Below are 20,033 nucleotides of genomic sequence, written 5' to 3' on the forward strand. Positions count from 1 at the left end.
GAGGAAGCGGCAGCTCACCACCGTCCATCCTGGAAGCCGGCCGACCGGGGTGCGACTTAACAATCGTTAGACATCGACCCATGTGGCCTTTCCGTGAACAGGAGGAGAAGAGCATGGGCAGTGTTGACATCGACCATCGCTACTGTTTGAATTACCCCCGTCACAGGGAGAGACGCCCCTGAATTCTCGCGGACCCCGGTCAACCGATCCGCTTCAACGCATTCTCATCCTCGCTGGAGGGGCGATGCCCATGCGCGCGTTCACCGAGCCGGTCGACGCATTCTTCAATGCCGGGCTCGACCGGTCCGACCCCGGCGTGCAGGAGGCGATCAGCCGGGAGGAGGGCCGCCAGCAGCGCCAACTGGAGCTGCTCGCCCCCAAGAACTACGCCAGCATGGCCACTCGGGAAGCGTTTCGATCGATCGTTTCCTTCACCACCATCGAGGGCTACCCGGGCAAGCGGTTCCATGCCGGAATGGACAATCTCGACGTCATCGAAAACCTCGCCCGGGACCGGGCGAAAGAACTTTTCAAATGCCGGTACGCGAATGTCCAGCCACATTCCGGCACCCAGGCCAACCAGGCGGTTTTCTTCGCCCTGCTCCAGCCGGGCGACACCGTCCTCAGCATGTCGCTGGATGCGGGCGGCCACCTCAGCCACGGCCTACGCTCGAACTTCTCCGGCCGGTACTTCACCGTGGTCAGCTACGGCATCGACCCGCAGAGCGGCCTAATCGACTACGACCAGCTCACCGCACTCGCCCGAGAGCACCGCCCGAAGCTGGTGGTCGTCGGCGGCTCGTCGTACCCGAGGGCCGTCGACTTCGCCCGGATCCGGGCCGTCTGCGACGAGATCGGGGCGTACCTGCTGGCGGACATCGCCCACTTCGCGGGCCTGGTGGCGGCGGGGGTGCACCCCTCCCCCTTCCCCCACACGCACGTGGTGACCAGCACGACCAACAAGAACCTGCGCGGGCCCCGGGGCGGCCTGATCCTCACCGACGACCCCGATCTGGGCCGGCGACTGGACTCGGCGATCTTCCCGGGCGTGCAGGGCGGCCCGCTGCCCGAGTTCATCGCCGCGAAGGCGGTCGCCTTCGGCGAGGCCCTCCGACCGGACTTCCGGGAGTACGCCGAGGCGGTGCTCGCCAACGCCCGCCGGCTCGGCGCGGTCCTCGCCGACCGTGGCTACGACATCGTCACCGGTGGCACGGACACGCCGATCGTCATGGTGGACCTGCGCCGGCACGGCCTCACCGGCAACGTCGCCGAACGCAGCCTGGAGAACGCCGGCATCCCCTGCAACAAGAACCTCGTCCCCGGTGACCCGCACAAGCCGTCGGTCACCTCCGGGCTGCGCTTCGGCACCTCGGCGGTGACCACCCGAGGGCTGCGCGACGCGGAGCTGCGCGTCCTCGCCGGGCTCGTCGCCGACGTCCTCGACGGCCTGGTCAACCAGCCCGAGCACATCGCCAAGATCGAGACCGAGGTCCGGACCCAGGTCGAGGAGTTGGCCGGCCGGTTCCCCATCCACCAGCACTGACCCACCGGAGGGTGGACCGATGGCACACATTCTCTTCGTCGACTCGAACGTGCCGGGCATCGACGCCATGCGGCGGGCCCTGTCCGCCGGGCACCGGGTCACGTTGATCACCTCGACCGACTACCGGATGTACCCGGACAACGCCGAGACCGCAGCGGTCCTGGCCGCCGTGCACCGCAGCCGCCGGATCGAGATGGCGAGCGACGTCGCGGCGCTCACCGCGACGGTCCGTGCCGTGCTGGCCGAGGAGCCGGTCGACGCGGTGATCACGCAGAACGAGTTCTGCGTGGAGGCCACCGCGCTGATGGCCCGGGAACTCGGCCTGCCGTTCACCGACACCGACGCCGTGGTCACCGCGCGGCACAAGGGACGCACCCGGGAGCGGCTCGCGGCGGCCGGGCTCGCCTCCGCCCGCTACGCGGTCTCGTCGACCGTCTCCGAGGCCGTCGCGGCGGCCGAGGCGATCGGCCTGCCGGTCATCGTGAAGCCGCCGAGCGGCGCCGACAGCATCCTCGCGTTCCGCGCCGACACGCCCGCCGAGGTGGCGGACGCGGCCCGCCGGGTGCTCGACGAGGTCGAGCGGCTCCCTCGGCTGATGCACGACCAGTTCACCCGGGGCGTGCTGGTCGAGCAGTACCTGATCGGGGACCTCGTCTCCGCCGAGCTGGGGGCCGGGAACGGGCGCTTCTACCGGTTCATGCTCTCCGGACGCCCCCGGGCGATCACCAACGAGTGCGTGGAGATGGGCGCGTTCATGCCCGCGGACGTCACGCCCGCGACCGCCGACCGGTGCTTCGCGTACGCCGAGGAGGTCTGCCGGGCCCTCGGCCTCGACCTGGGGATCTTCCACATCGAGCTGATGGTCACCGCCGACGGGCCGGTCCTGGTCGAGGCGAACCCCCGGCTGATGGGCGGGGTGATGCCCAGCCTCTACCAGCACGTGACCGGGGTGAACATCCACGACAGCCTGCTCCGGATCCACCTGGGCCAGCCGGTCGAGGAGCCGCTGCCGGTGGCGACCTCGTGCGTGACGACCCGGAAGCTGATGCCGTTGCGGGCGGGCCGGCTCGCCGACGAGATCCCGCTGGAGTGGCTCGACCAGTACGACGACCGGGTCATCGCCTTCGACCCGTACCGGTTGACGCCCGGGGCGCAGGTCGCCGAGCTGGAGATCCTGGCGCGCTACCAGGTGCGGGGCGCGGACCTGGCCGAGGCGAGCCGGGAGGCGGACAACCTGCTGGGCCTCTTCGAGAAGAGCGTCGGCGTACCGCTGATCCGGTGACCGGCACGCCCGAGTGAGGGAAGGCGGCACGATGGAAACCCGCGACAGCCTCCGTACGCTGGCCCGGTCCCGGCCGTTCGTCGCGCTGTGGAGCAGCATGTTCGTCAGCACGATCGGGACCGGCCTGCTGCTCGTCGCGCTCTCGGTGGCGTACTACCAGCGCAGCGGGGAGGCCCTCGCCGCCGGGCTGGTCTTCGCCGCGCAGTTCCTGCCGCTGATCGTGCTGATGCCGATCGCCACCCGCCTCTGTGACCGGCTGCCGACCCGGACCCTCATGGTGCGGCTCGACCTGGTCTCGGTGGTGGTGTCGCTCGGCATCGGGGTCGTCTTCGGGGCCGCCTTCCTCCCGGTCTTCCTGCTCCTCGTCGCCCGGGGCTTCCTGGAGATGACGACGAAGTCCGCCCGGGGGGTGGCCATCAAGACATACCTCCCGGACGAACTGGTGGAGCGGGGCAACACCCTGCTGAACAGCGCGTACTTCCTGGGGTCGACGGCCGGGGGCCTGGTCGGCGGGGTGGTGATCGGCCGGGTGCCGGTCGTCGTCGTGGCCGCGCTCGCCTCGGTGGGCTTCGCGGTCTCGGCGGCCTGCTGCCGGGCCCTGCCGCCCGCGCCCGCCCCGGGCAGCGGAGCCGGCGTGGCGTCCGGGGTGTGGCGTCGCTCGCTGGGGGTGCTGCGGCGGGACACGGAGCTGACCCGGGCGTTCAGCTACCTGGTCGCGACCGTGGTGCTCTTCCAGGGGGTGAACCAGATCGCCCGGGTCTGGCTCCCCCTGACCTGGCTCGGCACGCCGGCCAGTGGCGCGGCCTGGCTGGAGGCGGTGAGCGTCTCCGGGATCGTCGCCGGGATGGTCCTGGTGATGGTCGGCCTGCCGGCGCGCTGGCGGCTGCCGGTCCGCCTGCTCTTCGCGCTGACCGCCGGACTGATGCTGGTGCCGTTCGCCACGCACCGGACGGCACCGGCCTTCGCCAGCTACTTCGTCTACACGATGGTCTTCGAGATCGTGTACCTGGTCTCCTTCGGCGTCGTGCTGGCCCGCACCGACCAGGGCGACCTGCCCGCCGTGATGGTCCTCTTCTACGGGGTCGCGTTCTCCGGGATGACCGTCACCGTGATCGCCGTGGGGGCGCTCACCGACCGGTACGGGCTCCCCGCCGTGCTCCTGGCGGTGGCGGTGGCCGCGCTGGCCACCGTGGTCGGGACCGAACGCCGGGCCCGCCGCGCCGCCGGCCGGGCGGCGGTGGTCGCGCCGCCGGCCATCCCGCAGGGCGCCCGCCCCTCCTGAAGACGCCCGCCTCTCCCGGACAGGTAGAACGCGATGAACATCCGCTTCGTGAAGCTCCAGAGCGGCACCTCCGACCACCTCGTCGTCAACGCGGTCGACGTACCGGCCCGGCACTGGGCCGGCCTGGCCCGCAACCTGTGCCAGCCCACCCGGGGTGCCGGGGCGGACGTCCTGGTCGGCATGGTCCACACCGGTCAGGGCCGGTTCGACCTCAGCTGCCTGGGCGGCGACGGGGTCACCGTGCCGGCGACCGTCTGGACCGCTGCCGCGGCGGCGGTCGCGATCCGCCGCCGGTACGGCTACCAGGCGGTCCGGCTCCGCGCCGATCACCTGGCCTTCGAGGTCTCGGTGGCGGGGCAGGACGTCCGGGTGCACCCGGGTGGGCACCAGTCGGCCCCGGACCACCCGGACGGCTGGCAGATCAGCGTCCGGTACGTGTTCGACGGCGAGATCGCGCACCACGCCCCCGCCAGCGACCTCTTCGCGGACTGACGCCTCCCCGCCGCCCGGAGCGGCCGGCGCCGACCTGCCCGGGGAGGGCGGGTCGGCGCCGGCGGCTGATCAGAAGTCGCTGTCGGTGTCGTTCCGGCCCCCGCTGGGGATGTCGTCGATGGTCTTCGACGAGCCGCCGGCATCCCGCCTCGGCAGGCCACCCAGCATCCGGGCGAGCTGCTCGTCGGCCAGTTCCACGCCGTCGGCCGGGATGGTGTCGATCCGCACGGTCTTGCGCCTCATGTCGTACCCCTCTTCACCCTGATGGAACGCCCGGCTGCTCAGCCGGACGGTTAGCAGCAGTGTGTGCCGCCGGCGCGGCGTACGGACCGGGGTTCTCCCTGGTCTGGGCCCCAGTCCTGGCTGGTGGCCAGCGCCCCCGGGCCGACCGGGCGGCTCGCAGCCAGGGGCACGTCGTGGAGGTGCCCGCACCCCGGCGACGAATTCCTGCGGAGCACGCATATTTGCGTCTCACGCAACCAATGCTAGTGTGGCGGCATGACGGGGCTGCGGGAGCGCAAGAAGGCCGAGACGCGGGCGGCGCTCAGCTGGGCGGCGATCCACCTCACCGCCGAACGCGGCTACGACAACGTCCGCGTCGAGGACATCGCCGAGGCGGCCGGCGTTTCCCCGCGCACCTTCAACAACTACTTCTCCAGCAAGGCGGAGGCGATCGCCTGCCGCCACCTCGACCGCAGCCTGCGCACCGCAGCCGCGCTGCGCGAACGCCCCGCCGACGAGCCGCTCTGGGCGGCGCTCACCGCGGCCGCACTGGAACAGTTCACGCCCGGCCCCGAGGTCGAGGCGATGCCGTCCCCCGCCCACGCCCAGTGGGTGGCCGGCGTGCGGACCATGCTCGCCGAGCCCGCGCTGCAGGGCGAGCGGCTGCGCGCCGCCGCGATCGCCGAGGCCGGGCTGGCCGCCGCGGTCGCCGAGCGCACCGGCACCGACCTCGCCACCGACATGTATCCGAGGCTCGTCGCGGCCGCCGCCAGCGCCGCCGTCGGCGTCGCCATGCAGCACTACCTCGACGGCGGCGACCCGCCCACCCCGATCGAGCGCCTCATCACCGACGCCTTCGCCCAGGTCGCCGCCGGCCTCCCGGCGCCGCCCCGCTGAAGCCCGGCCCCCGCCCGGGCCACCGTCCCACCCACGCCTCAGTCGCGTCACACCTCCGCGGCGGGCCGGCAGCGCGCCGCGCCCGTCGTGGCGAAGACGCACACCCTGAAGGGACCACGATCATGATCGACGTCCTCATCGCCGGGGCCGGCCCCAACGGCCTCATGCTCGCCTGCGAACTGGCCCTCGCCGGCGTCCGTCCCGTCGTCCTCGAGCGCCGTCCCACGCCCGGGGGTGAGCCCCGCGCCAACGGCCTCGTCGGCCAGGTCGTCCGCCTGCTCGACCGGCGTGGCCTCTACGCGCGGCTCAGCGGCGAGAGCAGCCCGCCGTCCCCGCAGCCGGCCTTCACCTTCGGTGCGTTCCCGCTGGATCTCACGGTCCTCGCGGACAACCCGCACTACGTGCTCGGCGTGCCGCAGGCCCAGCTCGAGGCCGCCCTCGTCGCCCGGGCCGCCGAGCTCGGGGTCGACCTGCGCAGCGGCCACGAGGTCGTCGACCTCCACCAACGGCCCGACGCGGTCGAGGTCTGCCTTGCCGACGGTACGCAGCTCACCGCCCGGTTCCTCGTCGGCGCCGACGGTGGTCGCAGCACGGTGCGCCGCCTCGTCGGCATCGACTTTCCCGGCGTCACCGACGACCGGTCGGTCTCCCGTACCGCCACCGTGACCGTCCCCGCGTCCTTCCTCGACCCCGCGACCGGCGGCCTGCGGGTCCCCGGGTACGGCGTCGTGCCCCCGTTCCAGCACACCCGTACCCCGCACGGCCTGGTCGCCTGGGCCCCGTTCCCCGGCCGACCGGCGCTCCTGACCACGACGGAGTGGCCCGACGCGCCGACGAGCGACGACGCGCCGATGGAGCTGGCGGAGCTACGCGCCAGCGTCGCCCGGGTGCTCGGCGCGGACCTCCCCGTCGGTGCTCCCGACGGCCCCGGTCTGCTCCGGCGGTTGACCGGCCGCAACACCCGGATCGCCGCCCGCTACCGCGCCGGTCGGGTGCTCCTGGTCGGCGATGCCGCGCACGTGCACCCCGCCATCGGCGGTCCCGGTCTCAACCTGGGCCTGCAGGATGCCGTCAACCTGGGTTGGAAGCTCGCCGCCACAGTGCGCGGCTGGGCACCGCCGGGCCTGCTCGACACCTACGAGACCGAGCGCCGGCCCGTCGCCGAACGGGTCGTCATGTCCACCCAGGCGCAGTCGGCGCTCATCGGCCCCGGCGACGAGATCACCGGCCTGCGGCAGCTCTTCGCCGAACTGCTCCGCCTGCCGGAGGTGACCGGGCACATCGCGGGGCTGATGTCCGGCGCGGACGTCCGCTACCCCGCCGACCCCGCCGACCCGTTGGCCGGCCGCAGCGCCCCCGACGTGGTCGTGCACGGCGACCACGGGCCGACGCGGCTCGCCGAGCTGACCCGCACCGCCCGGCCGCTGCTGCTGGACTCCACGGGGACCTACGCGGAGACCGCCGCCGGGTGGCGCGACCGGGTCGACGTGGTCACCGGCCCGCTGGAGGGCACGACCGCGACCGCCTTGCTCGTACGCCCCGACTGCTTCGTCGCCTGGTCCGCCGGCGACGCCGACACGCTGCGCGCCTCGCTCACCCGGCACTTCGGCCCTCCGTCAGCGTGACGGCGCGGGAGTCAGCCGGCGGCTCCGGACGACGACGTCACGACCGCTCCCGCTGCGTCAGCTCCCGCATGCGACGCAGCAGCGCGGCACGTCGGCGGTGCGCCCGCACGGCCAACACCAGCGCCACCGCGACGAACAGGCCCCCGGACGCCAGCGCAAACCCCAGGCCGGCACCGCTGCGGGCTGCCGCGACGGCCGCGATCGTGGTGGTGACGACGGAGGCGGCCAGGGCGATCCAGGCGGCGACCACCTGTTCGGAGGCGAACAGCGGCACCCTGCGGGCGGAATCAGCAGCCAGCCCCCTTGACATCCTCTCCGTTCTAAAGGACGGAGGTTCCCTCCATGCTGCGTGTGGGACACGCGGCGTGCGGGTGGGTTACCGCTTCGCCGCGCGGTGCCGGGACGAGTCCTGGTCTTACCCGCGCTCCACGGTCGTTTGAGTTGTCCGCCTGCCCGGCGGCCAACACGTTGATGGCGGCGTTGACGTCCCGGTCGTGGGTTGCTCCGCAGGGGCAGTCCCACGACCGGACGTTCAGCGTCATCTTCTCGGTGATCCGGCCACACTGCGAGCACGTGCGGGTGGAGGGGAAGAACCGGTCCACCCGGGCGAACGTCCGCCCGTACCGGGCGGCCTTGTACTCCAGCAGGGTGGTGAAGCCGGCCCAACCGGCGTCGTGGACGGACTTTGGCGAGCCGGGTCCGGCCGAGACCGGCAACGCACCACCTCGGCCAACGCCGCCCGCTCGCCGAGCTGGGCTCGCACCACCAGCAGCTCATCGGTCATCTCGTCCTCCTGTCACCAGGAACAGTCGGGCGAACTGCCGATCAGGTTCACGGCCCACCCACCTGCGGCGGCAGGGCTGCGGGGGTGCGGGCCCCCGTCGGTCGACCGCCGAGCCGGGCGGCGGGCCTCGGCCAGGACGGAGTGCTAGACGTACGCCTGCTGGAACGCGCGGCAGAAGTCCCCCTCGGTCACCATTCCCTTGCCGCCTCCGCCGACGGAATAGCCCTGCCGCGACAGGGTCTGGATCGGATCGAGCACCTCTCTGACGAAGTGCCGGGTCCACTCGCTGACGTCCTGCCTGTCGTGCAGGGAAAGCGGGGCCAGGATGGCCAGGCTTCCGCCGGGCCATTTGAGGGCGCCCCAGAAGACGCGGTAGAGACCCACGCGGCTCATGATCAGGCCATCGGCTCTGACCTCGTGGTCCTCGGCGAGGCGGGGGGCCACCGCCACCACGTCGCCGACGATCCGGGCGAGATCGCCGGAGCCCTGCACGGTGATCACGAGGCCCACCGCCTCGACGATCCTGTACAGGGTCTCCACGGGCGTGCCTTTGGCCTGGTGCGCCAGCTCGAGTGGGAACATGGGGTGAGCCACCTCCGTGGTCTGGTCGGATTGCGTACCCGTGCTGTCTCGGTCGTGGGTCATTCCTGTTGCGGGTGGCGGTTCAGCAGCGCAACCAGCGACACCGCCCCCCTGCGTAGGGGCAGCGTCGCCGACCCGGCGACGGCGATGATCTCCTCGGCGCGCGCGACGGCGTCGGCCAGGGTGGGGGGCCAGCCGCAGTCGATCCACGGCGGCGCGTCGCAGGGAGCCTCGTCGGCGGCCGACGACGGCGCCCAGGGCATGACCGGTCCGGCGGAGAGGGTCATCGACGGCAGCGGCTCCACGAACGGGGCGTCCCGGTCGGCCTCTGCCGGAAGCGCCGGAGACAGTGGGGTCGGCCCGACGCGGCGCAGCGTGCCGGCTATTCGCAGCGACTCGAGCAACTCGGCGAACTGGCGGTCGCGGCCACTGAGGCGAGCGGACTCCAGGACCTCGTCGTTGGCGTGGTCGAGGGCGGCGCGCCAAGCCGCCCGCTCGCTGACGTGCGCGAGCCGCCACGACATCGACTGCATCGCCGCCCACGCGCCGGCCAGCAGATCGAACCTCTGGCCGCTGTCACCCGGATGGGTCAGCCCCTCGTTGAACGCGGCCTGGGCGTAGGCCAGCCACTGCCCCGTCCTGCGGTAGTGCTCCTGTGCCTGCCGAAAGTTCGACCGGGCTCCGCTCACGTCGCCCCGGTGCCGGGCGACGGTCCCCAGGCCGAGTCTGGCGTCGGCCGCCTCGTGCTCGTTGCCCACCGTGTGGAAGTGCTCCAGCGCGAGGCCGTACCTGAGCTGCGCCTCCGGCAGGTCGCCCGCGCGGAACGCGACGAGACCCAGGTTGTGGTTGGCGCGGGCGGCCCGCTCCGCCGACGGTTCGCCGGCCTGCCAGTGCCGCAGGGCGGAGAGCAGGTGGGCGCGGGCACGCTCGAAGGACTTGACCCCGGCCAGCGCCAACCCGGTGTTCTGGTCGAGTTCGGCGAGCTTGCCACCCAGTTCGCTCTCGTCGCACGTCTCCCGGTACAGGGCACCTGCCTGGTCCAGGTGTTCGAGGGCGAGGTGCGGGCGGCCGAGTTCGATCAGGACGGCACCCAGGTTCACCAGCGTGTCCGCCGCGTGGCGGCGGAAGCCACCCCTGAGCAGGGCTTCGGCGGCCGCCCGGTACTGCTCTGCGGCTACGTCGAGCTCACCGCGCTGGAACGAGACGTTGCCCAGGTTCTGCCCGACGACGGCCGTCTGCCGATCGAGGCCGAGGTCCCGGTACAGAGGCAGTGCCGTCCGGTACCGGTCGGCGGCCTCCTCCAGGTCTCCCAGGAAGTAGGCGGTGTTCCCGACGTTGGTCGTGGCGTCGGCGACGCCCTTCGGGTCGCCGCAGGCGGTGAAGGCGGCGAGGGCGACAAGATAGTGCTCGCGCGCCTCCTGCCAGTCGGCGCGGCCGAACGCCGCCACACCGGCCGCCAGGCTGCTCTTCGCCACCTCGGCGGGATCGCCGGCCGGTGGCTCCCGGGGGACGTCGCGACGTGGTGCCTCGGGCACCGGCCGCCGCACGACGGGCTGGTCGAGTCCTGGGATCGTGCTGACCGCGGCGTCAGGAACGTCGTAGGTCACCAGGGCCGACCACACCAACGGTGCGTGCAGGCGGCGGGCGGCGTCGCTGCTCGCGGAGCGCCAGCAGTCGAGCCGGTCACGTTGCCACGCGCCGACGGCCCCGACGGGATCGGTCGCTCCCAGTGCCGCATCGACGGCCAGCGCGAGCGCGGTCGTGGCCGAGCCGATCGGCGCCCCGCCGGCCACCAGGCGCTCCGAACCGTCGCTCGGCAGGCTCCACCGGGTGGCGATCACGGTACGCGCGCCCGCGTTCAACGCCGCGAGGGTGAGGCCGATCTGCTCGGCGTACCCGGCGTCGTCGGACTGGCAGGCGACGAAGCCCACCCGGCGAGGGGCGGGCCACCGCGCCGGTTCCCTGAGCCACTGCCCGGCGGTGAGCCGCGAGTCCCCAATCTCCACGTCGACGGCCAGCTCCAGGCCCGCCGAGGTCGGCATCGCCGGGTCCGTGGCGGAGGCGTGGCCGACGAACACCAGGCGGGCCCACTCCTCCGCTTGGAGGGTCGCGGCCAGTTCCGTGGGCGAGCAGCCCATGGTCGCACCCGCGCCGAGCAGCGCGTCGTCGTCGCCACTGCGGCTGCGCCACGCCTCGGGCACCCCGTCGGGGTAGATGCGTCCGCCCCCGGCTCGGCTCCCGGCCGCCGTGGGATCGACGACCCGCACGGCCCGGCCGCCACCGGCCCAGGGCAGTGCCGGCCTGGCCAGGTTGACCAGCAGGGCCGGGCTGACTCCACCGAGGACGCTGGCGCGCTCGACGAGCCGGACGTCGTGGTCGTCGTCGATGACGAGAAGCTCCCACGGCACGCTCGACAGGCCGGGACCAGGAGCTACGACGAGCGTCGTGTCGTCCGCGTGCGACGTCCTGAGCCGATCTCGCAGCTCCTGTGGCAGCAGGATGCCGCCCAGCTCGCGGCACAACGCGAGGTTGCCGGCCGGATCGACCATCGCACCGGTCCAGGCGCGTCGGGCGGCGGCGTTGAAGAGGGCGACCTTTTCCCGGGAGAGTTCGATACGGCTCGCGATGGCGGACGCCATCGATGCGTCGTCGTCCCGGGGAACCGCGTCCCTGATGCGGCGGTCGAGGTCGGCAAGCGTCGCCCGTTCCGTTGCGACGAGGTCCGGAAGCGAAGCCGCCAGGGTGGCCAGGGGCTCGGTCAGCCGGTCGAGGTCGATCGAACCCACGGCCAGGGGATCGGCGCTGCCGGACGGGCGCACGTCCGCGCTGAGCCACCAGTGGGCGTGCTTGGCGGTCTGCCAGAAACCGAGCCACCACACGCGTCCAGATCCGGGGTAACCCTCCACACGGTCCTCCTACGATCACGGTGCGCGGGTCTGCCAGCATGTCCGCATGACGCAACTGATCGTTCCGCTGGACGACGGTTCCTCCCTGGTGCTGGACGGGGTTGCCGGAGACGAACTGTCGGACGCGGCCCACACTCTCGGCGTCGCCGACTTCCTCCGCGACGCCGTTCTGGCTGGTGTGGCCGGGAACTTCACCTACGACGTGCTGAAGGCCGTGGCGCTTGAGCTGCGCGCACGCGGAATTCTGGTGAAGCAACCCCCGGCGAGCGCTGCCAGCATCGCCTCGGCGATAACGGCCCACCTCACCTCGGTCGGATATCGGACGATCGAGATCCTGCAGGTCGTGCAACTGGTGGACAGGTCGTGGTCCGCAGAGGGAACTGCCGATCAGCGTCCGTTCGCGGTTCGCACCGACCCCGAGGGGCAGGTCATGCAGATGCAGGTGCGGTAACGGCCTGTCAGCCGTTGCCGCAATGCGGGCACTTGCGCACTCGATCCGACTTGGGCTGCCCGCAGTAGGCGCATTCCACAGTTTCCGAGATCATGGTGTTCCTCCCGACGCCGCATGAACCGAGGTCACCGCTTCGACACCGTACGCTACACGCCTGCGGCGCGGCGACCATCGATCGAAGGGACGGCCCCACGGGTACTTGGGGATACCGGCGACGACGCAACCAGGACCGCAACTCTCCCGGAAGCCGCTGTAACGATCCTGGGCTGGCATCGGGCCCTCTTCCTCGTGTGGGGCTCGTACCTAGAACAACGCCGATCGCCATCAATTTGGTTGAGTGACGCCGGAGCCCTGCCGGGCAGAGCCAGCCGCACGGGCGGCAAGCAGCTCGTCGCCACCCGGTCACGACTGCGACGGGGGCCATGGGCGACATCCCTGGCGAGGCACCCGCGGCCTCGCGCCGGCAACAGCCGCAGTCGAGGTCCGGGACAACCCTGATACATCAGGCAAGAACTCTTCTCACCCCACGCTGAAAAAGACTCATCTCGATTGGATCGGCGAATTCATCCGTGGAGTCAGATCGAATATCCGTTGTACGCTCCCCCAAAATCTTTCGGACCATTCGATCGGCACGTCGCGCGGCCGCCGGAATGGCCGGAACAAGGGAGGCTGGGAGATGGGAATCCACCGCCACGCGATCTTCGCCCGCGGGCGTCGAGCCGGAACCGCCGTCACGGCCACGCTCGCCACCGCGGCCGTGCTCCTCACCATGACTGCCGGACCGGCCACCGCGGCACCCACCGCCGAAGCGCCGTCCGGGACGGCCGGCGGGATCCTCGGCGCCGGCGACGCCGCCCGCGTGCCCGGCAGCTACGTGGTCACCCTCAAGGAAAGTGGGGGCTCGGTCGACGATCGACACGTCGGCGCGGCCCGCCTCGCCGACCGGTACGGCTTCCGCCCGGACCAGGTCTGGCGCGACGCGCTGAACGGCTTCTCCGTGCGGACCTCGGAGCAGGTGGCCCGCCGGTTGGCCGCCGACCCGGCGGTGGCGGCCGTGGAGCAGGACCGGCTGACCAGCTTGGCCACCACCCAGACGAACGCGCCGTGGAACCTCGACCGGATCGACGCATCGCTGGGGCTCAGCGGCACCTACAACTTCACCAGCGTCGGGACCGGCGTCCGGGCGTACATCGTGGACAGCGGGATCCAGATCAGCCATGCCGACTTCGGCGGCCAGGCGGTATACGGCTACGACGCCGTCGACGGCACGCTGCCGGCGAACGACTGCAGCGGGCACGGCACCCACGCCGCCGGCACCGTCGGCGGGACGACCTTCGGGGCGGCCAAGAACGTCGTGCTGGTCGCGGTCAAGGTGTTCGACTGCGCCCTGCCGAGCACGCTGTCGATGTTGATCAACGGGATCAACTGGATGATCGCCAACCACCCCGCCGGGCAGCCGGCCGTGGCGAACGTCGGCGTGTTGACCAGCCCCACCGTCGCGCTCGACGCCGCCGTGACGAACGCGGTCGCCGACGGCATCACGGTGACGGTCCCCGCCGGCAACTCGAACGTGAGCGCCTGCACCGTCTCACCCGCGTCGGTGCCGACCGCGCTGACCGTGGGCGCGACGCTGATGAACGACAACCGGGCAAGCTGGTCGAACTTCGGCCCCTGCCTGGACATCTTCGCTCCCGGCGACCGCATCACGTCGGCCTGGTGGAGCTCGACCACCGCGACCCAGACGATCAGCGGCACCTCGCACGCCGCGCCGCTCGTTGCCGGCGTTGCCGCCCGGGTGCTCAGCAACAACCCGACCTGGACACCGGCCCAGGTGGCCAGCTACCTGTTCGGCGTCGCCAGCCCGGTCGTGATCAACCCGGGGGCCGGCTCGCCCAACCGCCTCCTGTACCTCTCCCCGGCGCTCTGACCCGCACGGCCGCCGCGCCGAGCAGGTCGACGGCGTGGGCGACAGGGGCCCGCGAGCGACCGCTCCGGGCCTCAGCGCCCTGACCGCGCGGGCCGGGCGTCCGTGACGCCCGGCCCGCGGCTCACGGCCTGCTCAGCTCGCCGCGCAGGACAACGACGGTACGCCGTTGGTGCCGCTCGACGACCCCAGGAAGCCGAAGGTCGTGCTGCCGCCGGCACTGAGCGAACCGTTGTAGCTGACGTTGCGGGCGGTGACCGTCGAGCCGCTGGTGGTCAGCGTCGCGCTCCACGCCTGCGACACCTGTTGCCCGTTCGCGAACGTCCAGGTCACCGTCCACCCGCTGATCGCCGAGCTACCCGCGGTCACCCGCACCTCGGCCTGGAAGCCACCCTGCCACTCACCGGTCAGGGTGTACGACGCCGAGCAGGACCGCCCGCCCGACGGCGGCGGGGTCGTCGGGGGCGGGGTGGTCGGGGGCGGGGTGGTCGGCGGGGCGGTGGTCGGCGGCGTGGTCGGGGTGGTGCTGCCGACGGCGCTCATGATGGCGTCGATGATGCCCTGCTGGGTGACCGTGGCGCTGCTGCGGTTGAACAGCCCGAACCCGTACGCCCCGTTGTAGCCGTTGTCCCAGTAGGCGGTGGCCGCCCCGTACTTCTTGGCGGTGGACACCAGGGTGCGCGCGTAGTCCGCGCGGTACCTGTTGTTCGTCGAGTCGGCCGAGGTCTTGTCGACCGAACCGTACTCACCGACGAACACCGGGTAGCCACGCGAGACGAAGGTGTCCCGCACCTTCTTCAGTTGCCCGTCCATGAAGTCCTGCTGTCCCCAGGTCGACTTCCGTGCCGGGTTGGTGGCGGCCGGCCCCCACTGCGTGATGGTGCCGTTCTCCTCACCGGCGAAGTCCCAGGGGTCGTAGTAGTGCACGGAGATCATGAGTCGCTGCTCGTTGGCCGGGATGGACGACGACCGGTACTGGTCGGTCGGCAGCACGAATCCGTAGTTGCCCACCGTGTAGTCGATGTTGGTGTTCCAGCCGGGAACGAGCAGCCAGCGCGAGGTGTTGTTCCCGCCGGTCCGCCGGACCGTGTCCACGAAGATCTGGTTGTAGGCGTTGATGTTCGAGTAGCACGGCTGGGTGGGATTGCCGTACTGGCCGTCGAACTCCTCGTTCATGGATTCGAGGATGAGGCGTTCGCTGTAGCTCTGGAACCTGGTCGCGACCTGCTGCCAGACCTTCTGGTACTTGTCCCTGATCGTCGTCTGGTTCGACGAGTCGCAGATCAACCAGGAGCCGGTGACGGTCTTGTAACCGTCGCCGTGCATGTTGATCAGCACGTACAGACCGCGACCGTAGGCGTAGTCGACGATTTCCTGGATCCGATTCAGCCAGGCGGCGTTGATCGTGTAGTTCGGGGCGGACCCGATGTTTCCCAGATAGGAGACCGGGATGCGGATCGTCTTGAATCCCGCCGCCTTCACCCGGTCGATGAATGCCTGCGTCACTACCGGGTTGCCCCATGCCGTCTCGCTGGGGATCCCGTTGACGTTGGCCTCCAGGGCGTTCCCCAGATTCCAGCCCGCCCCCATGTTCGCGACGAGCTGGGTGGCGTTGAGCTGGGCCATGCTGTCGGCCGACGCGGCACTGGGCAGCACGGCTGTGGTTCCGGCCAGCGCCAGTACGCCGGACAGTAGGGCGAACTGAACCTTCCTGAGTGTGGGTTTCACAAGCATCTCCCGTCTTCGAACCAACCGTCACGCTGGGTTGTCGAAGCGATTCGACGATATTTCGATTGCCTTCGTTGGCAGTCGATGGCCGCCAAAGAATAGATGCACATGCATGAATGGGGCAAGGTTGCGGCCGGCACGTCCGGTCGAGGACCACCCGCGTGCCACCTCCCGCCCAGCGTCGGGCCACGGGATGGACCGCCACCGAGCACGACGCACACAGCGCGTCACCGCCAACGCGAACACGGTGCGGAGCCGCAGGATCGCTGCCTGGGCACACCGCCCGGGCCCCGCCCAAAGGGGGTGGCTGCGATCCGGGCCAAGCACTGCTCGACCCCTACGGAGCCACGACAGGCCTCGCCACCGGCGGGACGGAAACTTTCCCGGCTCTGCTCCGATAGTTTCCAGCCCGCAGCGACCCGTTCATTGACGAACATCGACGTCAGGGCGTAGCGTCGGCGTAGAAAGTTTCTTGATGAAGCCACTCCTCCGCTCCCGATCCCCTGGGCAAGGAAACCCGAGCGATGAACAGAGCGATACGGAAAGGTCGCCTCCGGCCCACCGCCGTCGCCGTCGCCGGGCGTTGGCCGGGCGACTCCGCCGCAACTGGCAGCGTGACGGTTCTCGGCGACCGGATCGGCCGGGCAACCGGAGTGGAAGAGCTTCGCGGCGGCACGAACGACCCGCCGGTTTCCTGCTGTGGCCGGAGCTCTTCACCACCACGAGAAGCGGCACCCCGGTGACCGGCACCCCGGGCTGGGCTGTTCCGCCGTCGTGACAAGCAATCGGCTGTGCGGCCGTACGGCACGCTCCGTCAATCCCGAGAAAGGTCCCTATGAAGAACAGACGCTTCGCGATCTGGGCAACGATCGCTCTCCTCGCCATCGGTGGCGTCGGGACCGGTGCCCTGGTGGCCCCGGTCTACGGTGCGACCACAGCGGCCGGGAACAGCTCGCCCGGCTTGGCCGCCGGCGGCTGCGTCGCGGATCCCGCCCTGCGCGGCGCGACGAAGAGTCCGCTCTACACCGTCACGGCGGACGCCGCGCCGCTGTTCGTCGAGAAGATGACCAAGTACGCGCCTGAGATGCAGGTGCACTATGCGCACTGCTCCATGGCGGGAGCGGGCACGGCCCAGTTCTCGGTCACTGTCGCCGAGGGCTTCAGCTCCTACACCGTCAGCCCCAAGAGCCGGAAACTCGCCGTCGCCCGCAGCGGCAACACCATCACCTTCAACAGCGGCCCGAACTACCTGATCGTCCAGTTCGATTCCAAGGAGCTGCTGTTCATCCTGATCGACGCGCCCGAGACGAACGCGCCCCAGTTGGGAGACGCCAACGTCAAGAACCTCGCCGACTACGGCGTCGACAACACCGGGGCGACGCTCGTCACGGCCAAGATCCAGAGCGCCATCGACGCCGCGTCCGGGGCGACCCGCAACATCCTGTACGTGCCGCCGGGCCGGTACCAGGTCGGTGAGCTGTGGATGAAGAGCAACATGACCCTCTACCTGGCAACCGGTGCGGTCCTCTACGGCTCGAACCAGAAGGCGGACTTCAACACCGGCAGCGGTGGGGTGAACATCGAGGGCATGCAGCACGCCTCCCTCCGGATGTACCAGGTGAGAAACGCCAAGCTGCTGGGTCGCGGTGTCATCGACGGCAACGGGAAGTACCTGCGGGCCCAGGGCATCAACCTGGCCCTGCTGAAGATCGAGGAGAGTTCCGACATCCTGGTCGACGGTGTCACCGTCCGCGACTCCAGCTACTGGAACACACTCGTCTACCGCAGCGACAGGGTCACCATCAAGAACTACAAGCTGATCAACTGCCGGCCCACGACGGGGTACAACAACACCGACGGCGTGGACTTCGACGAGTCGACCAACAGCCTGCTGTCGAACGCGTTCCTCTACACGGGCGACGACAACATGGCGACCAAGAACGAGTTCGCCAACAGCGGCACGATCAACACCAAGAACGTCATCCACGAGCACATCGTCTGCTACAGCAACTCCGCCTGCGCGAAGATCGGCACCAAGACCGAAGGCACCTCCATGGACGGGATCGTCTTCCGCGACATCGACGTGGTGAAGGCCGGGCGTTCAATGGTGATCGACGCAGTCGACACCGCCGTCGTCTCGAACACCCGGTGGGAGGACGTCAGAGTCGAACAGACCGACAGCCTGATCGACCTCCAGGAGGATCGCCCGCCGTCCTGGCGGACGGTGAAGAACACCTCGACCATCCGGAACGCCTACTTCACGAACGTTTCCTCCGACGTGAAGAAGGTCGTCAACCTGCACGGAAAGTCGTCGACCGTCAACATCAGCGGCGTGCACTTCAGCAACTTCACCGTCCAGGGCAAGCCGGTCACCAGCCAGACCGACTCGGACGCGACCTGGAACATCAACGCCTACGTCTCGAACATCACCTTCTCCACCGCGCCGCCCACCACCCCGCCGCCCACTACCCCGCCGCCCACCACGCCTCCGCCGACCACCCCGCCGCCGGGCCAGTCCGGTGCGTGCGAGGTGGGCTACACGATGAACTCCTGGAACGACGGATTCACCGCCAGCATCCGCATCACCAATCGCGGCACGACGACGATCGACGGTTGGACCCTGGCGTTCACCCTGCCCAGCGGGCAGACCGTGACCGGCGGCTGGAACGCCACCTTCACGGGCTCCAGCGGTCAGATCTCCGCACGCAACGTCTCGTACAACGGCACGCTGGCAGCAGGCGGATCCACCGACATCGGCTTCCAGGCCACCCACACCGGCAACACCGCCAAGCCCGGGTCATTCACCCTCAACGGCGTCAGCTGCGCCGTCTCCTGACGGGAACGTCCGGTCGGCCGCCGTGGGCCGCACCCCGCTTCGGGGCGCGGCCCACACCGGCCGCTACCTCGATCCCCGGCGAAGCTGGGGATCGATCTTCTCTGCGTCGACCACGGTGAAGGAGGCGTACGGGTCGACGCAGCCGCTGATGACCGCCTCGGCCTGCTGATCGCCGAGCAGCACCGAGCGGAAGAACGCGGTGACGTAACCGGCGCTGACCTGGCGTTGTTCGGTCTCGGTCAGTTTGCGGGTCACGTGCGACCACTCGATCGGCGGCTCCGGCGTGCCGCTGTCCGGGTCCCAGTCCGGGTACGTCGGGGTGCCGCACCAGCCGGGCTCCGGGCCGAATCCCTGGTCGTCGATTGCTCCGACCTGCCCACTCTCGGGAGACCACTGGGTGTTGAGGAAGTTGTGGTTGGCGCCGCGCACGTGCCAGGTGTAGATCGGCTTTCGGGTGTGACCGGTTGCCAATCTCGCGTAGTCGAGACCCTGCTCGCTGTCGCAGCCGCCCACCCAGACCGCGAGCGGCGCCGAGGTCACCCGGTAGAGCTTGGCGTCCGGGGAGCCCGGGTTGGTGGCGTTGCCCGAGCCAGCGGCGGCGAGGGCGAGGACGCCGGCCAGTCGTACGCCTGCCGGAAGATCGGCGCGGTGGACGTCCGCGGCGTGCCAGGCCACCGCACGGCCGCCACGTGAGTGCCCGAGTGTTCCCGTACGGGAAAAATCGATCTTGCCCCTGAAGTCCGGCTCCGGGCCGCTGAAGTGGCCGGCCAGGGCGCCACGGCCGGTGCGGGCCAGTTCGGTCCAGAGCGCGAGGTGCTTGTTGATGAGTTTCGAGCGGGCGTTGTCGGCCTCGGTGCCGATCTGGCCGGCATTGATTCCGTTCGCGCTGATCGAGATGACGATCATGCCCTGGGCGGCGAGCTGTTGCGCGAGGTAGTCGTAGCCGCGATAGCTGGGCAGCGCCGCGACACCGGGCGCACAGGGCCACTGCCAGAGCCGGTGGATGGCCTCCAACCAGCGCGGATCGTCGTAGTAGTCGTCCGGCGACTCCTTCTCGATCCGAGCCGCCTCGGCGTCGGCGGCGCGGTCGGCGCACGTGCCCCAGTAGCCGTGCGAGAGCACCACCAGCGGAAACGGCCCGCTGCCGGTGGCCGGGTAGTGCACGTTGCCGGTCAGCTCGATCGGTGCCAGGGTCGGCGAGTCCGGGCCGTCGGTATGGAAACCGGCGACCGTGAAAGCGCTGTCGCCGAGGGTGTAGTCGAGCGACCGGACCGGATAGGTGCGGCCCTTCGCCTGGGCGGGCGACGTGGGCACCAGACCGGCTGCGACCAGGACCACCGCGGCCAGGCCTTTCAACAGTGACAACTTCTTCTCCTTCGCAGGGACAGGGTCTCCGTTGGAGCGAGTCGGACGACCCGGACGACCTGCCTTCCCCGTGACAGGACCGCGGCGGTGCCACCGGCAGGGAGATCCTGGCGG

General features: G+C 70.6%; 17 protein-coding genes. 9 read left to right on the forward strand and 8 right to left on the reverse strand.

Features of this window, described 5'->3' with window-relative positions; genetic code table 11:
• The first annotated feature begins 244 nt into the window (after positions 1-244).
• Genes TK50_RS00390 through TK50_RS00405 form a run of 4 tightly spaced genes read left to right on the forward strand, consistent with a single transcriptional unit; the run spans position 245 to position 4,599 of the window.
• A complete protein-coding gene (locus tag TK50_RS00390) occupies positions 245-1,543 on the forward strand; it encodes a serine hydroxymethyltransferase (RefSeq protein ID WP_043960791.1) in 1,299 nt (432 codons plus the stop codon).
• A gap of 19 nt (positions 1,544-1,562) precedes the next feature.
• Positions 1,563-2,825, forward strand: a complete 1,263-nt coding sequence (locus TK50_RS00395) for an ATP-grasp domain-containing protein (protein ID WP_043960792.1) — start codon at positions 1,563-1,565, stop codon at positions 2,823-2,825.
• 31 nt (positions 2,826-2,856) lie between these two features.
• Complete coding sequence (locus tag TK50_RS00400; protein ID WP_043960793.1) at positions 2,857-4,107, forward strand: MFS transporter; 1,251 nt, start codon at positions 2,857-2,859, stop codon at positions 4,105-4,107.
• 33 nt (positions 4,108-4,140) lie between these two features.
• Entirely contained in the window at positions 4,141-4,599 is a 459-nt protein-coding gene (locus tag TK50_RS00405) for a hypothetical protein (protein WP_043960794.1), read from the forward strand.
• Between the two features lie 69 nt (positions 4,600-4,668).
• Here the strand turns inward: TK50_RS00405 and TK50_RS34040 are convergent, their stop codons facing one another.
• On the reverse strand, positions 4,669-4,842 hold the full coding sequence (locus TK50_RS34040) for a putative ATP-grasp target RiPP (protein ID WP_077935160.1): 174 nt from the start codon (positions 4,840-4,842) through the stop codon (positions 4,669-4,671).
• 255 nt (positions 4,843-5,097) lie between these two features.
• On the opposite strand from TK50_RS34040, the gene TK50_RS00410 reads away from it, so the two are divergent.
• Both TK50_RS00410 and TK50_RS00415 read left to right on the forward strand, forming a co-directional pair.
• Positions 5,098-5,718, forward strand: coding sequence for a TetR/AcrR family transcriptional regulator (locus TK50_RS00410; RefSeq protein ID WP_043960795.1), 621 nt, complete (start codon positions 5,098-5,100; stop codon positions 5,716-5,718).
• Between the two features lie 122 nt (positions 5,719-5,840).
• A complete protein-coding gene (locus TK50_RS00415) occupies positions 5,841-7,343 on the forward strand; it encodes an FAD-dependent monooxygenase (protein ID WP_043960796.1) in 1,503 nt (500 codons plus the stop codon).
• A gap of 37 nt (positions 7,344-7,380) precedes the next feature.
• Here TK50_RS00415 and TK50_RS00420 read toward each other — a convergent pair whose 3' ends face one another.
• The 4 genes from TK50_RS00420 to TK50_RS00430 all read right to left on the reverse strand — a co-directional run bounded on the left by TK50_RS00420 (position 7,381) and on the right by TK50_RS00430 (position 11,588).
• On the reverse strand, positions 7,381-7,653 hold the full coding sequence (locus tag TK50_RS00420) for a hypothetical protein (RefSeq protein WP_144420110.1): 273 nt from the start codon (positions 7,651-7,653) through the stop codon (positions 7,381-7,383).
• A gap of 10 nt (positions 7,654-7,663) precedes the next feature.
• Entirely contained in the window at positions 7,664-8,059 is a 396-nt protein-coding gene (locus TK50_RS35665; RefSeq protein ID WP_199485948.1) for an RNA-guided endonuclease InsQ/TnpB family protein, read from the reverse strand.
• A 212-nt stretch (positions 8,060-8,271) separates the two neighbouring features.
• The gene (locus TK50_RS00425; RefSeq protein ID WP_043963559.1) at positions 8,272-8,709 is read right to left on the reverse strand and encodes a hypothetical protein; all 438 of its coding nucleotides are present in this window, start codon (positions 8,707-8,709) and stop codon (positions 8,272-8,274) included.
• Positions 8,710-8,768: 59 nt separating this feature from the next.
• Positions 8,769-11,588, reverse strand: a complete 2,820-nt coding sequence (locus tag TK50_RS00430) for a CHAT domain-containing tetratricopeptide repeat protein (protein ID WP_043960797.1) — start codon at positions 11,586-11,588, stop codon at positions 8,769-8,771.
• A gap of 73 nt (positions 11,589-11,661) precedes the next feature.
• Between TK50_RS00430 and TK50_RS00435 the strand changes: the two genes are divergently transcribed.
• Positions 11,662-12,066, forward strand: a complete 405-nt coding sequence (locus tag TK50_RS00435) for a hypothetical protein (RefSeq protein WP_043960798.1) — start codon at positions 11,662-11,664, stop codon at positions 12,064-12,066.
• A gap of 7 nt (positions 12,067-12,073) precedes the next feature.
• On the opposite strand, the gene TK50_RS35780 is transcribed toward TK50_RS00435, so the two are convergent.
• Positions 12,074-12,499 carry a zinc ribbon domain-containing protein gene (locus TK50_RS35780; RefSeq protein ID WP_479682683.1) on the reverse strand — a complete coding sequence of 142 codons (426 nt, stop codon included), beginning with the start codon at positions 12,497-12,499 and terminating at the stop codon, positions 12,074-12,076.
• 243 nt (positions 12,500-12,742) lie between these two features.
• Between TK50_RS35780 and TK50_RS00440 the strand changes: the two genes are divergently transcribed.
• Positions 12,743-13,993, forward strand: a complete 1,251-nt coding sequence (locus TK50_RS00440) for a S8 family peptidase (protein ID WP_043960799.1) — start codon at positions 12,743-12,745, stop codon at positions 13,991-13,993.
• 132 nt (positions 13,994-14,125) lie between these two features.
• On the opposite strand, the gene TK50_RS00445 is transcribed toward TK50_RS00440, so the two are convergent.
• Complete coding sequence (locus tag TK50_RS00445; RefSeq protein ID WP_241773883.1) at positions 14,126-15,718, reverse strand: cellulase family glycosylhydrolase; 1,593 nt, start codon at positions 15,716-15,718, stop codon at positions 14,126-14,128.
• Between the two features lie 835 nt (positions 15,719-16,553).
• On the opposite strand from TK50_RS00445, the gene TK50_RS35555 reads away from it, so the two are divergent.
• On the forward strand, positions 16,554-18,554 hold the full coding sequence (locus TK50_RS35555) for a cellulose binding domain-containing protein (protein ID WP_052503553.1): 2,001 nt from the start codon (positions 16,554-16,556) through the stop codon (positions 18,552-18,554).
• 63 nt (positions 18,555-18,617) lie between these two features.
• Here the strand turns inward: TK50_RS35555 and TK50_RS00455 are convergent, their stop codons facing one another.
• Positions 18,618-19,919 (reverse strand): alpha/beta hydrolase, encoded by a 1,302-nt coding sequence (locus TK50_RS00455; RefSeq protein WP_144420111.1) that lies wholly within the window; start codon positions 19,917-19,919, stop codon positions 18,618-18,620.
• Positions 19,920-20,033 lie beyond the last annotated feature (114 nt).

Source organism: Micromonospora haikouensis (assembly GCF_000876225.1).
GTDB lineage: Bacteria > Actinomycetota > Actinomycetes > Mycobacteriales > Micromonosporaceae > Micromonospora > Micromonospora haikouensis.

What these genes read in the sequence shown, in the direction of transcription:
- TK50_RS00390 (WP_043960791.1), top strand. Translation starts at nt 245, where the DNA reads ATGCCCATGCGCGCGTTCACCGAGCCGGTCGACGCATTCTTCAATGCC.
- TK50_RS00395 (WP_043960792.1), top strand. Translation starts at nt 1,563, where the DNA reads ATGGCACACATTCTCTTCGTCGACTCGAACGTGCCGGGCATCGACGCC.
- TK50_RS00400 (WP_043960793.1), top strand. Translation starts at nt 2,857, where the DNA reads ATGGAAACCCGCGACAGCCTCCGTACGCTGGCCCGGTCCCGGCCGTTC.
- TK50_RS00405 (WP_043960794.1), top strand. Translation starts at nt 4,141, where the DNA reads ATGAACATCCGCTTCGTGAAGCTCCAGAGCGGCACCTCCGACCACCTC.
- TK50_RS34040 (WP_077935160.1), bottom strand. Translation starts at nt 4,842, where the DNA reads ATGAGGCGCAAGACCGTGCGGATCGACACCATCCCGGCCGACGGCGTG.
- TK50_RS00410 (WP_043960795.1), top strand. Translation starts at nt 5,098, where the DNA reads ATGACGGGGCTGCGGGAGCGCAAGAAGGCCGAGACGCGGGCGGCGCTC.
- TK50_RS00415 (WP_043960796.1), top strand. Translation starts at nt 5,841, where the DNA reads ATGATCGACGTCCTCATCGCCGGGGCCGGCCCCAACGGCCTCATGCTC.
- TK50_RS00420 (WP_144420110.1), bottom strand. Translation starts at nt 7,653, where the DNA reads ATGTCAAGGGGGCTGGCTGCTGATTCCGCCCGCAGGGTGCCGCTGTTC.
- TK50_RS00425 (WP_043963559.1), bottom strand. Translation starts at nt 8,709, where the DNA reads ATGTTCCCACTCGAGCTGGCGCACCAGGCCAAAGGCACGCCCGTGGAG.
- TK50_RS00435 (WP_043960798.1), top strand. Translation starts at nt 11,662, where the DNA reads ATGACGCAACTGATCGTTCCGCTGGACGACGGTTCCTCCCTGGTGCTG.
- TK50_RS35780 (WP_479682683.1), bottom strand. Translation starts at nt 12,499, where the DNA reads ATGTCGCCCATGGCCCCCGTCGCAGTCGTGACCGGGTGGCGACGAGCT.
- TK50_RS00440 (WP_043960799.1), top strand. Translation starts at nt 12,743, where the DNA reads ATGGGAATCCACCGCCACGCGATCTTCGCCCGCGGGCGTCGAGCCGGA.
- TK50_RS35555 (WP_052503553.1), top strand. Translation starts at nt 16,554, where the DNA reads ATGAAGAACAGACGCTTCGCGATCTGGGCAACGATCGCTCTCCTCGCC.